Annotated in this window: 10 protein-coding genes; 4 read left to right on the top strand and 6 right to left on the bottom strand. The window is 40.1% G+C overall.

All coding sequences use genetic code 11. The features are described 5' to 3' along the window. Positions 1–620: 620 nt before the first annotated feature. The 4 genes from J4E06_RS06195 to J4E06_RS06180 all read left to right on the top strand — a co-directional run bounded on the left by J4E06_RS06195 (position 621) and on the right by J4E06_RS06180 (position 6,324). Positions 621–926: a hypothetical protein gene (locus J4E06_RS06195; protein ID WP_349523164.1), complete on the top strand. Its 306-nt coding sequence runs from the start codon at positions 621–623 to the stop codon at positions 924–926. A 257-nt stretch (positions 927–1,183) separates the two neighbouring features. After that, positions 1,184–2,020 (top strand): DUF4007 family protein, encoded by an 837-nt coding sequence (locus tag J4E06_RS06190; RefSeq protein WP_349523163.1) that lies wholly within the window; start codon positions 1,184–1,186, stop codon positions 2,018–2,020. Next, entirely contained in the window at positions 2,010–5,192 is a 3,183-nt protein-coding gene (locus J4E06_RS06185; RefSeq protein WP_349523162.1) for a hypothetical protein, read from the top strand. The genes J4E06_RS06190 and J4E06_RS06185 overlap by 11 nt, the downstream gene beginning before the upstream one ends. Further along, a complete protein-coding gene (locus J4E06_RS06180; RefSeq protein ID WP_349523161.1) occupies positions 5,185–6,324 on the top strand; it encodes a phosphoadenosine phosphosulfate reductase domain-containing protein in 1,140 nt (379 codons plus the stop codon). The genes J4E06_RS06185 and J4E06_RS06180 overlap by 8 nt, the downstream gene beginning before the upstream one ends. A 2-nt stretch (positions 6,325–6,326) precedes the next feature. Here the strand turns inward: J4E06_RS06180 and J4E06_RS06175 are convergent, their stop codons facing one another. The 6 genes from J4E06_RS06175 to J4E06_RS06150 all read right to left on the bottom strand — a co-directional run bounded on the left by J4E06_RS06175 (position 6,327) and on the right by J4E06_RS06150 (position 14,048). Beyond that, the gene (locus J4E06_RS06175) at positions 6,327–7,580 is read right to left on the bottom strand and encodes a DNA sulfur modification protein DndB (protein ID WP_349523160.1); all 1,254 of its coding nucleotides are present in this window, start codon (positions 7,578–7,580) and stop codon (positions 6,327–6,329) included. Continuing rightward, a complete protein-coding gene (locus J4E06_RS06170) occupies positions 7,580–8,107 on the bottom strand; it encodes a GIY-YIG nuclease family protein (protein WP_349523159.1) in 528 nt (175 codons plus the stop codon). Before J4E06_RS06170 ends, J4E06_RS06175 begins: the two co-directional genes overlap by 1 nt. Before the next feature lie 53 nt (positions 8,108–8,160). After that, on the bottom strand, positions 8,161–10,626 hold the full coding sequence (locus J4E06_RS06165; RefSeq protein WP_349523158.1) for a hypothetical protein: 2,466 nt from the start codon (positions 10,624–10,626) through the stop codon (positions 8,161–8,163). Positions 10,627–10,842: 216 nt separating this feature from the next. Continuing rightward, positions 10,843–12,429 (bottom strand): type IV secretory system conjugative DNA transfer family protein, encoded by a 1,587-nt coding sequence (locus J4E06_RS06160; RefSeq protein ID WP_349523157.1) that lies wholly within the window; start codon positions 12,427–12,429, stop codon positions 10,843–10,845. A 12-nt stretch (positions 12,430–12,441) separates the two neighbouring features. After that, positions 12,442–13,461, bottom strand: coding sequence for a MobB family relaxase (gene mobB / locus J4E06_RS06155; RefSeq protein ID WP_349523156.1), 1,020 nt, complete (start codon positions 13,459–13,461; stop codon positions 12,442–12,444). A gap of 2 nt (positions 13,462–13,463) precedes the next feature. Beyond that, the gene (locus J4E06_RS06150) at positions 13,464–14,048 is read right to left on the bottom strand and encodes a BfmA/BtgA family mobilization protein (protein ID WP_349523155.1); all 585 of its coding nucleotides are present in this window, start codon (positions 14,046–14,048) and stop codon (positions 13,464–13,466) included. Between the last annotated feature and the right edge of the window lie 426 nt (positions 14,049–14,474).

The raw sequence follows: 14,474 nt of genomic DNA, 5'->3' as shown, positions 1-14,474 counted from the left end.
GGGTGAAAACTTACCCAGAAATAGGATTCCTAAACCAAAAAAGACCATGGTTTCGTGATCGGGCCGGTTGCCCTAAAAGTGTAGTCGTTGATTGTGGGACAAAAGGATATCGTGAACCGGAAAATGTGTAACGTTTATCCCACAACCTTGGCCTTGGGATTATACGGGGTTCTTTGGCTTCTTTTTGAACAGGATATCGAATACCGAGTGTGATGCCCCAAAAACAGGACAACAACACGGAGTGAACCCTACATAAAAAAATTGCCAAATGTTTCCCATAACCCAAATGGTTGGGCGATGCCCCGAAAGGACCAAAAGAAACCAAACGCTAAGAAATAGTTGGGCGTGAAACTCAACTTATCAATCTGAGGTACTGGTATACCGTGCAACGATAAGAGAGCCCACGCCCGGGTCGTGAGCCATCTGCTTATTGTCTCGTTGCAAAAATTACCAGTTTTCAGATTGAGACTCTAAGCGAAAGCTTCAAATATTGTCTAAACGAAGAATCGCAAAATTACTATAAACTGATTTGCATTATCAGTTATCACCTCAAATATATAAAAATAATCGGTACGCCAAAACGTACCGATAAATTGTTTTCTAAATAGTTACTTGGGACTATGAAAAAGGAGTTAGAAGAGCTTATAAGAATCAAGATTGCTATTAGCTTAAGAAGACTTCTTGAAAACAGTAAAAAATTTCTTCAAAGTGATGATGATATAGCGCAGAGCTACAATCAAATCGCCATTATTACAGGTCTAAGGAAAGGTACTGTTTCCGATACTTTTAATGCAAAATCTACTCCTGGGTCCAGCACATTAATATTAATTGTAGAATCAATGGGATTCGACCTTAGAGATTTTTCAAAGCTCTATTGTTCAATTAATGAAAACGAGATTAAAAGTTTTAATGAGGTACTTGATTGATATATCTGTTGCTTCAGAAACCTCTACCCACTCTTTGCTAGAAAAATCTTACATTTAGTATTTAATTCATCTCCTAAAATTTATTGTTCACTAGACAGCTCAAAGTGTAACGAAGACCGACAAATATGCTTAGGTATTTGCAAAATAGAGAATCGAACTAATTGTTTTATCTATGTTAATTAATCTTGTGATTAAATCATCTCTACACTGAACATTTGAGAGCTTAAACATCGTATTTTTGAAAAAAACAATTCTATATGGCATTTTCAGGACATGATACATTCCATTGCCGTTTGTTTTGGCTTAAAAAGGGAATAGATTATCTAGACTCCGGTGAGTCATTCCGAATGGATTCCGGTGTTGATCTTGGTGTAGGAAAGAATATGGTTAATTCTATGCGGTTTTGGCTGAAATCCTTCGATGCCTGTGATGATTCCATGGAAATTAAACAACCATATCAAGCATTGTTCCTTGATGGAGGATGGGACCCATACTTGGAAAATCAAGGTACACTATATCTGTTGCATTATAAACTATGCATGACACGGCATTCATCGATTTATTATATAATTTTCAATAATTTCAGAAAGGTCAAGCCAGAATTCACCCAAGAAAACCTTATTGACTATATTAATGATCTGCACTCTGGTCAAAACGAAAAAATACTGGCCAAGGATTTTTCAGTATTCAAAAGAATGTACGGACAATTTACCAACGATGATATAGATGATGGTTACAGCGGGTTATTGACAGAATTGGGCCTGCTCAGAGAGGTTGGCAAGAATAGGAACTCTAAAACACTATATCGCATCGAGAACAATGACCAGAAAAGCCTACCTGAAGAAATACTGCTTTATTGCATTCTCACCCACCCAAATCATACCTCTACCATTAGTTTCTCAAGCTTCTACAGTGATGATTTTGGAATTGGTAACACCTTTTGCCTAAATAGGGATATACTTGAAGAAAAACTACAGGCAATAGCACAAAAATTTCCTGATATCATATATAGCAGTGAAGCTGGTGTGAAAGAACTACAGGTCAAAAAGGATATCGAACCCAATAAAGTTTTGGAACAATATTATGGAGTATAGCATCAATACCTCTACCAATATCATCAGGGACAGTGATTCAAAGTTCGATTACGTCGTTACACCGAATGCTGAAAAAACCTTTGATTCGATAATCGACAATGCAAAACGTGGCCAAAAAGCATTTAACCTTGTAGGCTCATTCGGAACGGGGAAATCTTCTTTTTTATTGGCCCTTGAAAAGTCCATTTCCGGCAACAAAAAATACTTTGGAAGCAGTTTTAATGGCATATCCAGAGTCATCAAACTGGTAGGGGAATATCGTTCACTTATCGATGCTTTGAACGATGAATTTTCAGTATCCCATGATTTTGTGGGAAACCAAAAATTGTTTGATGCCATTTACGGAGAGTATGATAAAGTCAAGAAGAAGAATGGAGCCCTGTTCATCATCCTTGACGAGTTTGGCAAATATTTGGAGTATGCGGTCCAAAACAACACGTCCCAAGAAGTTTATTTTCTTCAGAAACTGGCCGAATTTGTAAATGCACAGGACAGGGATATTGTTTTGATTACTTCTATCCACCAAAATATTCTTTCCTATTCCAATGGGCTTTCCCAGGAACAGAGGGATGAATGGAAAAAGGTGCAAGGACGTTTTTTCACCTTGCCCTTCAATGAACCCATCGAACAATTGCTGTACTTGGCCGGTAAAGTTTCAACTTCTAGAACCAAACCAAAAAAGAGTTTCATAGACCTAATCATAAGACATAACCTTTTTACCCTTTCTCAAAATAGCTTGGAAGAACTAGAAAGCTCTTTACATCCTTTGAGCATGGTGAGTGGATATGTATTGGCAGCATCCCTACAACGTTATGGGCAAAATGAACGGTCATTGTTCACGTTTCTCAACTCCATTTTCTTTTCCCAATTCAAAACGGAAGGAAAGGAGTTTGAACTACCAGGTTTATATGATTATCTCTATCAAGATTTCTACACGTTCATTATTGACAAAACCAATCCTGATTTCAATAGATGGTCGGCCATAAGGATAGCTTTGGAGCGCTCAGAAAGTATTATTTCAATTGACCATAATATATCCGAGGCTTTAATTAAATCCCTGGGACTGCTAGCCACATTTTCCAAGGCCGGGTCACGGCTTGATGAAACTTTCTTTATCGAGTATCTAAGCCCAACCTTTTCTAAAGAAACCATCAAGAAAACATTGAGATTATTGGACAAAAACAAGGTGGTCCGGTTTAGTAAATTTGATCAATCTTATAAATTGTTTGAGGGCACGGATTTGGATATTGATCGGGCCATAATGGAGGCCGAAAATAGAATAGATGAAATTGATGTCCTCAAGAAACTGAATTCCCATTTTAATTTTACGATACAAATTGCAAAAGCGGAAACTTATAGAAAAGGTACACCAAGACTTTTCAAATTTCAACTCACCAATACACCTTCAGTTGATGTACCTAAAGATGAAATCGATGGTTTCATTAATCTGATTTTCTCTGAAAAGATACCCTCTGAAGAAGAAATGACCAATTCCACCCAAAATGACCTTCCAATCCTCTATGGCTACTTCACAAACACTTCGGAAATTTCGACTACCCTAAAGGAAATCGAAAAAACCGAAGAAGTACTGCGCAATCTGGAAGATGAGAATGACCGGGTGGCTATTAGGGAACTCAACACCATTATCAGGAGCAATAAAAATCTATTACATCACTATGTGATGGACAGCCTGCATTCGACAAAGGTCTCATGGTTTGACAATGGTGAGCCAGTACAAATAAATTCCAGCCAACGGTTTAACCAGATACTTTCAAACATTGCCCGTAGGGTATACCCGGACACTCCTACCTTTCACAGTGAATTGATCAACAGACACAAGGTTTCAGGTTCCATATCTACTGCTAGAAAGAATTTTTGGAATGGTTTGGTAAATAGACATCAAGAAAAAGACCTGGGGTTCCCAAGCAATAAATGGCCGGCAGAAAAGACGATTTATTATTCTCTTTTAAAAAATACTGGGATCCATAGAAAGGAGGATGGTCAGTGGCAATTAGGCGAACCCGAAAAGAAAGATTTTGCTCCACTGTGGCAGATGAGTCTAGAGTTTCTGGATACTTCCCGTAACACCAGAAAGTGTGTTACTGAGTTCCAAGAACTCTTGAGCAGTGCCCCCATGAAACTCAAACAAGGCGTCATTGATTTTTGGATCCCAACATTCTTATTTATCAAGAGAGGGGATTTTGCCCTTTATAACAACAATGGTTTTGTACCTTATGTGGATGAGCATATCCTGTATATGATCACTCGAAATCCAAAAGAGTACTTTGTTAAGAGTTTTGTCCTCAACAATTTAAGACTTAAACTATTCAATAAGTACAGGTATTTGCTTAAACAGGATGGTCTAAAAACTCTGGACAATAATTCCTTTATTGAGAGTATTCGACCTCTCTTGGTTTTCTATAAAAACTTGAACCAATACGCCAAAACCTCAAAATCGATTTCAGAGCGAGCAATACAGCTAAGAGAGACTATTGCCAAAGCCATCGATCCAGAGGAAACTTTCTTTGAAAAAATGCCAATGGCATTGGGCTACAGCCTAAATGAACTTTCGACCAATAATCAATTGTTTGAGGACTACATCATTGATTTTCAAAATCATATTGAGGAAATCAAAAATTCATTCCCCAACCTTCTTGTCAGAATAGAGTCGTTCATCTGTGAAGAAATTATTGGAAAAAAGGTTGATTTTAAGACATATTCGGAAATTTTAAGAAATCGGTATGCTTTGATCAAGGAACACCATCTAAAGGCACACCAAAAATCCTTCTTTTGGAGAATCAAATCTAATTTTAATGACCGGGATTCCTATCTAATGGCACTCGGTCATTCCATTCTCAACAAATCGTTGGAGCGCATCAATGACAGTGATGAAAAGGTATTGAAGGTGGAATTGAAAAAAATCATCCGGGAACTCGATAATTTGGTGGATCTAAAGAGGGCGAAAGTAAATGAAGGTGAGAAACTCATCAAATTACAACTTTCCACAGTAGAAAATGGGGATTCCGAAACGATGATCAGGATTTCTGAAAGCCAAAAGGTTGCTATTGAAAATATTTCTTCGGAAATTGAAAAACTCTTTATAGGCAATGAAAAATTACGGTTGTCCGTTTTGGCATCCTTGATTAATCAGGAAATATCAAAAGATGAGTAAGACACGTCATATATTGGGAATCTCAGGAGGTAAGGACAGTGCCGCATTGGCCCTTTACCTGAATGATAAATATCCCCAAATGAATTTTGAATACTATTTCTGCGATACGGGGAAAGAGTTGGACGAAACCTACAGATTGATTGAACGACTAGACGGGTATTTAGGAAAGAAAATCGAAAGATTGGAAAATATTGAGACTGGGAGTACCGGTGACAATCCTTTTGATTTTTACTTCAAGTCATTCAGAGGGTATTTACCCTCTCCACAGGCGAGATGGTGCACTGCCATGATGAAATTGAAGCCCTTTGAGGATTTCATAAAGGACGATCCTACAATTTCGTATGTCGGCATACGGGGTGATGAAAATCGGGAAGGTTATATATCGCGCAAGGAAAACATTCAATCCATTTTTCCTTTTAGAAAGAACATTTGGAGCAGTGACTTGATCACAAAGTTCTTTCATCCGGATGTGAACAATGAAATCCTTGAAATACTCTCCACTTTCCATAAAGGACAAAAAATGGACAGAATAAGGTCCGTGGTCCAAGAGCCCATAAGTATGGCAAAAAGTGACCGAAAGGAAACCGAAAAAATACTCAAACATAAAACGGATCGGTTACTGGATTTTGGTATTCCAGAATTCAATAGGTCTATCTTCCAATTTTTGAAAAGTACCGAATACCCATTGTCCTTGGAGGCTGATTTCCCTTTGCTGGACAATGAGGACATATTGGTTCGGGAGGATATTTTCAGGATACTGAGGGAATCCAAGGTAGGCGTGCCCGCCTATTATGAAAAAATACCATACGAAGTGGATGGCAAAAAAGGAGAGTACGCACGTAGTCGGTCTGGATGCTTCTTCTGTTTTTTTCAACAAAAGATAGAATGGATATGGCTTTATGAGCAACACCCGGATAAATTCAAGGAAGCAATGCAATATGAAAATGCAGAAGAGGGATTTACATGGACACAAGAAGAGACTTTAGAAGAATTGATACACCCAGAAAGAATAAAAGAGATAAAACGTTATCATCTAAATCGAGCCAATAAGGAAAAATCAAAATCCTCTCCCTACCTTTTAGATATTTTGGAGGGTACTGAACGAGATGGTTGCAATACCTGCTTTCTTTAGAATTATAGATTTGGAATTTTTTCGATGTCATCCAAAACATTTTCTATTTCATCGTCATCTTCCAAACCTAACTTGGATGCATAGCTATTTTTTAATTTTTCCAATTCCTTTTCAGTTAGAATCGATTGATTATAAATAAATAGCAATAACAAGTACGTTAACCCAGAATTGCTCATAATCATCTTTTTTGATATACTGTTCCATACCACGTTCAACCAAGGCTTATTACTAATTTGAAAGTCCGCTCGATTATATTTGATAATGATATCATTAAATGTGGCACCAGATTCATTCTTTATTTTTAAAACTGCTTTCACAAAAGGAAGGATTCCAATCGGTCTAAATAATAGATTCCCCCCGTTATCCTTGTTTCTTACCACCAGTTGGTTCTCTATTCCTTGCTGAAAATTTGAAATTTCTGATAAATTTTCTTTGAAGCTATTCCAAAACTCCAAAATATATGTATAATAATCAGCAATCGTTTCTGAACTTGGACGAAAACGAAGGAATTTTGAAATATTATTAGCCGTTGGTTTTTTCCCTTCTATGGAAGGGTAAAGATCTTTACATAACTCCAGGTTACATTGATACAACGTTATTATGGATGTAAAAGCCTTTTTATTTGAATTTGGTATAGCTTTATTCTTAATATCAACAATTTTATCCTCTTGAAACAAATCGAATCTTTCAATTAATCTTCTTGTTAAGATTGCAGAAATATCATCTTCATCCAAAGCAATTATATCACGTAATGAAACTGGCTTTGCATAACGATTTAATGTAGTGAACAAACGTCTTGTTCTCTTTTTTAGCTGCGGTTCCTCACTATGACCAATAAAAATCGCAGCAATTTCATTTGAACCCTTGCTCGGGTCTTGTTTTAATGCTGCTTTTATTCCTTCAACTCTATGCTGACCATCGACTGGGAAAATTTTATGATTGCCTGGAAAATTTAATAAACCAATTTTATAAGTTTCTTGACCTTCAAATGAAACTTCTATCTCTTGCCAATCCGGATAATCATCATAGACTGCCAACACTAAAGAGTTAAAGAACATTTCTTCTTGATTTAAAATATAAGAGCTGATATTCTTATAATTGTCGGTTATGCTCCTTTGAATTAAATCCTTAAGAAATTTAGATTGATGTAATTCATCATCCACTCTACTTACATAATCGTTTACCTGCTTGAATGTTAAGTTAGTTATATAGTAGGTCCAAATTCCTATTTTGCCTCGTATTGCGGGTATTTTCATTACGGAAATGCTTTTACAGATTGTCTAATTTCTTTATCGGGAATATCATTGTTGAATGGGAGTAATAAAGATTTGATAAGTTTGTTTTCAAAATCTATTATATCTTCATTTTCTTCAACCTCCATAAAACTTAAATACAACTCATTCCCCCAATAATTAATCATTTTGGTTATAAGTGGTCTTTCATTGTTTCTTGCCCATTTAGTAAAATACTCCCTACAACGCTTCCTGAGATTTTGACCCTCACTAAGTTGGGCACGACCAACATAAACAGGATAATTTGTTATTCCGGGAATTACTTGGCATCTAATACAAAAAAGGTATAATCCGCCTGAATCGTTTGGTAATTCTCCAATCTGATCACTAAAATCAGTACTATCGTTATTAAGAAATTTAATTGTTGTCCAATTTGAATGCTCCAGATTTATACCATTCAAATCAAATTTGCTCCAAAGTGGTTGATGCAATTTATATTCAATTCTTTTTTTTACCAACTCCTCACCTAATTCAAATGCACTTGTCAACATATAAAAATAAATTCTAGCATAACTTTAATCATTATCCTTATTCTTTTAATATTCTAATCTCCAATCCCCTGCATCATTTCCTCCATCCCGCCAAAATTGAGAATAAAGGTTGAGTAATAATGATCGAACAGGTCCTTTAAATATTGACCAAGGTCCACGTGTTCCAACTCTTCCTTACCCTCTATTCTTTGTTTTATCTCATACCCCCTATTCTTGCTAATGGTATACAAGAATAGCGTATGGAAATACACTGAGGAATAATATTTTCTGTTGGCAATTTCCAATTGCTGTTGATTAGGATGTTTGTACTTCGCAATAAAGTTCTTTAACACAGAGCTATCCATGTTAACAAAAATCTTTTTCAAGGTATCCCCTTCTGCCTCGGGCACCATTACCGTATTGTAATCCATATCCAATCCCGTAGCAGTTCCCACGTCTTCCCATGAAACCCTGCCCTTGACCTCTTCATCCAGTTCTTTATGAGCAAAAACCAATTGAGGAAGTCCCAAAGGTTCATTATTCTCATCTTTTTTTGGTTTCTTGTCCTTAGGCCCCTCTTTTTCTGCAATCTTGACCCAAAACAGTTCGGACAAATCACCGTTTGGGGATGACAAATCTGCTTTTATCTGAACACTGTCCCCTACCTTTAAATCATCTTTTGGGTTCAACGATATTTTAATAGCACCCTTATTTGGACTACTCTTTACCACATTGAAAATTTCGGTTATCCCCTTGGGCTGGCCGGGACCTGTGCCACCTTCACTTTCGTTGGGTTTGATATTTAATACCGTAATTTTCAGATTACCTGTTTCCTCTGTCCGGTCGAAGTAATCGTTCTCAACATCCGTCGAGAACCGTATGGTTTTTTCTCCATTCAAAGGAATCTTAGCTACCTCTGATGCACCATCATTAACACCGTTGATTTTAAAAAAAGAAGGAAATCTCTGTGGTAAAAAAGGGGTGTCTTCCCTTTGCCGGGGAGAAGGTTTTTGCTGTCCTTCCTTTTTCTTGTTCGATTTCGTATCAAGTTTAAACGTTTGGCTCAACAATTTGGCCAGTTCAGAATCCAAGGGCAGATTCTTGGTAAAGTTCTTGAGCAATTCATTGGTATTGGAAGTTGTATCTATATCGACGGCTTGTTTCCTAATCTTTTCAATATCCGCCAACCTTCCATCCTTTCGACTCAATTGGGCCGCCAAATAACTTCTGAGATATTGAGTCTCTTCCCCGTCTTTTAACCTGTCCCTAGAAGCCATAAAAAGTTCCTTCCTGAAATTATATTTCATTTCGGTACAATCCACGTGTATCAACAAATGGTGCTTTAACAGATTGAGCTTTAAGGACCGTGTTATAAATTCGGACGTATAGCTTCCATGTGTTTGGCCATTTAAAGAGAACATGACCGCCATCGAATTTTTAAAATATCGATCTTGGATAATGGCTTTGGTTCTTTTTAAATCATAATCCTTTACCCTGGGCTTAAAAACGAAACAGGAAACCTTCATTTTACCAAAGGTGTTTTCCTCATCGAATGTCTCCGAAAACTTATCGTCCAGATATTCTGATTCTTCATTGTTCAGACGCCGTTTTAATCCAAACAGGTCATTCTCAAGAACCTTGTTGTTTGGATATCTTTCGGCAGTATCGACTGTTAAAATGGGTAAAGCTGGATCAAAAAGGAATTCATTTATACTTTGGTTCAAATCCTGCGCAAAACCAGAATACCCTTTGGGAAATTGATACGAGTACAATTTGACAATTGTTCCTGTTTCAAAATTTCTATTGGACAAACCAAGATCAAGATTCTCAATAGGGAAAGACGGTATTTGACCGTCAATCAAAAGGTATTCATACCAGGTTTCCTTTGCATTATCGGATTCCTTTTTAGGGTGTTCCCTTACCAGGGTAAAACCAAATTCGCCGTCGTTAGTGAATCTTTTCGAGGCAATAAGCTGATACCTCATTTTTCCACAAAAGACTATGGCTCCGCTACCGCCCATATTATATTTTCCCTGCACAAAATGGATGTCATTTTTGTTTCCTCTTAAAAGGGATAAAAACGTATTTTCAAATTCTTCAGGATGTTGCCCTTCTCCATTATCATAGATAATGACCGACGTTGGATACTGGTTTCTCTGATTTCTTGGGCCTTTGCCATCGGCAATGATCTGTATTTCCTCAGATTGCTTTTTTCTGAAAGATGGGAGATCCCAATTGTTCTTGGGGAAAAACCGTTCAATGGCTTCTTCCATGGATCTTGGAGCCTCCTTGGATTTTGGCTTTACACCTCCAACATGACACTCTTTTGTCAAGATGGCATCAATAGCATTGGTAATCTTTTCAATCAATGCAGCTATGGGATTGGATTGCTGATTTTTCACCACACCATAATTACTATCATTGTTGCCCAAAGGTTTCCAATTGGAATCGTCAAATATCCTTGGGCAACTTGAAATTACATCGAGAAGTTCTTCTTCGTCCTTTGCATTGTAAACGGAAAAAAATAAATCCTTGTACACTGTTATATATTGCTAAAAAATAAATAATCCAAAATCTCAAATTCTCCTTATAAAGAAAATGATGTTCCCTTATTAAGTTCACAATGTATGGGGAAATAATTCTAAAGTAAAAATTAGAATTGTCAATTAAAATCAAAAACATGAAAAATCATAATTAACTTACCCTTTTTAGGGAAAAACCATAGTTGGATTAGGGTTTTTGTGCAAAAAAATAAATCATTCAAATATCGACCTGACTTCCCGGTGCACCTTTAAATAATGCCGCTCCAAATCCCCCTCCTTGATTTCAATGGGCTTGGGCAAGCCTTTTGGAATTTCAGGCCTTGGAAACTGTACTTTCCGATCCTTCCCGTCCGCAAAGACCACAAACTCCCCCTGTTTTAACCGAAAGAACACCTCCGCCCTGCGTTTGGATACCTCCTTCTCCCCTTCCGTAATGCGTCGTTCCAAGCTAAGTCCCGAACTCTTGCTCACACTTCGTGTAGGCATCTTGACCAGTTCAAAGAAACGTTCGTAATATCGAGCTGTATCAGGATCATTGACCTTCCCAAAGAACTGATAGGACAGATTGGACAAAATGGCCTTACTGGCCTTATCCCCATACATCATATCATTTTGCACCTTATCCTGTAACACATATACGCTCACAATATCGTAGCTCCGCAGCGTGGCCGGGATTCGGTGCATGTTCAACAAGCGTAAGGTGGAGGCCTCTTCCAACAACATAAAGGAGGGCTTTCGGTTGCGTTGGCTCATCTGTTTGGAAATGGTATGGGTTATGGTGGCGATCACCGGGGACAGGGAAGCGTCCTTTTGTGGATTGTTCACCAAGGCAATGACCGAGGGATCCTTTTCATTATTAATGTCCAGCGGAATCTCATCGGCGGACAATACCATAAAAATCTTTCGGGTACTGATCTTTTTGATGGCATTGGCCAGCGTGCTCATTACCCCAGCGGTCTGCCGCTCCGACCCCACCCCACTGATAAAGGCATCGGCCATGGCACGTGAGGTAAGATTTTCCCTCAGAAACTTGATCAAGCTCTTGGTGCCCAATTGTTGGTAGAGGGCCATCACATGGGGCAGCGTACAGAAATCGGGGTGATCGGTCTTGAGCCGCCAGATCAGTCCGCTGATCAAGCCCTCAGCTGCATCCTTAAAAAAACGGGAGGTACTGTTCTCATCGGAATCCCGGTGTTCCATCAGGTTTTCCAGCAAGACCCGCGACACCTCGTGGACGCTCTCCTCATCGGGCAGGTAACGGGGCGCAATGGGATTCACCCGATGGTAGATCGGCCCAAAGGAGACAATACGGAAGGGCACCTTTTGATCTTTCCAAAGGGGGCAGGCCATTTCCGTGATCTCAAAATCCTTGTAATCGTGGATGACCCCGGAAAACCGCTGCTGCTTAAAATGCTTCAGGAATCCATAGATGACGCTTTCGGTCTTCCCGCTTCCGGCAGAGGCCATCACGGACACGCCCCTACGGATATTGCCCAGCACCAAAGGCCTTCCGCGGACTTTTAATTTGACCTCGAACACCTTTGAAGGTCCAGTGGAATCCTTATAGTAATCCACCTGACCATAGAGGACGGTATGCACAAAAAACAAGGGGAGCCATAGGCCCAAGGACTGTTTCAAAAGTATCTCCCAGCCGAATATCCCTCCAATGGCGATTGCCACCATAAGCAGGATGCTGAGATAATACAGAAAGCCATACTTGAGGTATCGATTGGCCACAAATGAGACTGCTCCCCCAACGATCAAACTGACCATCCATTCCATCCATCCTAAATTTTCCATAGCAATACTGTTTTAAATTCCGATCGACCCCGATTCCAAGGCCTTTCCGATTCCTTTTTTGAGCTGCATCATCGCCTTATAGGCCAATTGTGCCTTGTTGGTGGGAATGGTCGGTACCTTGATGCCCGCCTTGAACAACAATTGCTTGGCCGCTTGCCGTTCATTCGTTGGCAGTCCCAAGAGGGCCGAAAAAAAGCGTTTGGGATCCTTGTCCAAGAGGTTACGGGCATGGTAGGTCTCCACAAAATTTCTTTTGTACTTGAACTGCTTGTCAAAAGTCTTTTCCGCTGCCCTGTAGAACTTGTCCCTATCAAAGCCCTGTTTGACGGTCTGTCCGTGGAGCGTGGTCTCGGAAGTTCGGAACTTGGACCCCGGGGAAAGGCTATGGGTATTGGTCCTGTCCATTCGGCTGACGATAATATGGATATGGCTCTGGTGGCCCTCCTTGGCCATACCGGGTACGATGCGCTTCCCGTTCAATTGGTGTGGGGCCTCCCTTTCAAGGGTATGTATCTGTTCCCGGAGCTTGGCAATTTCCCCTTGCTCCCGTCCTTCTTGGATGGCCCTGACCCGGTGTTGCAGTTCCAAGATCTTGCTGGCATGGGCCTGGTTTTCTTTGACCTCACGGTCCTTTTCGGAATAGGTGCGTTCCCGTTCCAATTTGGCAAAATAGAGGATATCCCTGACGGTCACTTCACGGTCCCGGTAAAAGGAGGCCGCATAGGCCTGCATGACCTGCCGGGTGTATTGCCTCAGTTTCTCGGGGTCGTTTCCGATATGCTGGAGTTCCCTTTGTGAGGGACTCACCACCAGGGAATAGAACTTGGGCTCCCGCTTTTTGAGCTTGGCGGTGTTCGCATCAATCTCGGCAATTACCCGCTCCGCATCGATGTTGTTCTCTTCCTGATTGAAATACCCTTCCTGCTGTTCCGGTTCCTTACCTTCGTTCTCTTTTCCGAGATAATTGACAAAATCCCGGGCACTGCCCCGAAAATTGTCCCCCAGTTGTTGGCGTGTGATGGCGATGTACATGTTTATTGCTTTTTAAGTTTTGTGCGGTATTTTTCAATGGCCTCGGGGCTCAAATCCAATTTGAGGTGGTCCTTCCCAAAGCGGTTGTGGTATACGCTCACATGTTCCAACACATAGGCAAAATCCTCCTTGAGCTCCTCCATTTGTTCCTCTAATCGGTCATAACGGATCTTGGGCACGGTGACCTCTCCATCAAAAGATTCCATCTCGTTGGATGGCTTGGCCTCGGTCAATTGCTGTTCGATAAAATCAAAATCGCTGTCCCATTCCTCATCATCGGATTCCAGTTCCTGTTCAAAGAGCGCCTGCATCATCCCCACGGTGGGCAGGGTCTGTTCCTTTTCGATGCTGCGCATAATGGCGATCATGGCATTGAAGCGCCGTCTTATGTAGTGCTTCATACTGGCCATGGTCTCCCCCAGGTGTTGGTCCGGGGAGATGCCATGGCGTTCAAAAAAGTCCATCATGGCCAAAAGGGTCAGGGATTGGGATTTTCCAAAAAGCTTGGAAAACCGCCTAAATTTCAACAATACCGGTTCTTTGATGCTCAAACTCTTGAACCGTTCATTTTTGCTTTCATTTTTCATAATTCCGTGAAAAATCCCTCGATTTTATTGGGCTCAAGGCCGTTTTCCGTGAAAACCGTTTTTGCCCTTTTTTCTTATATATCTGCCACCCCCTATAAACAGGGGCCTTGCGCAGCAATCATGATCGGTAGGACGCGTTAGCGTGCTACCCTCTTGCTTCACCTTTTTGTGCAGCGGCCCAAAAAAGCATCGCACAAGCCGTCTTAAAAAGACCGCCGTCCCTTATCATATTTTACCCTATGGAGCACGGACTTTGGGAAAGTCAAATCAGGTATGGGATGCCGTGCAAACTGTGCTGCGGTGCAGCATCTTAAATATACCCACATTCCCCCAGGTACAAAAATGCGTTCCGTGGGCAAATGGCATCATTTGCCCACGGAATATATGGAACGGGCATTTCTGGGTTTCCACAACGTCAGGCGTTCC

Origin of the sequence: Allomuricauda sp. NFXS6, assembly GCF_040148835.1 — a bacterium.
GTDB lineage: Bacteria > Bacteroidota > Bacteroidia > Flavobacteriales > Flavobacteriaceae > Flagellimonas.
Note: the sequence above shows the minus strand (reverse complement) of the source record. Positions and strands in the feature narration are given on the sequence as shown.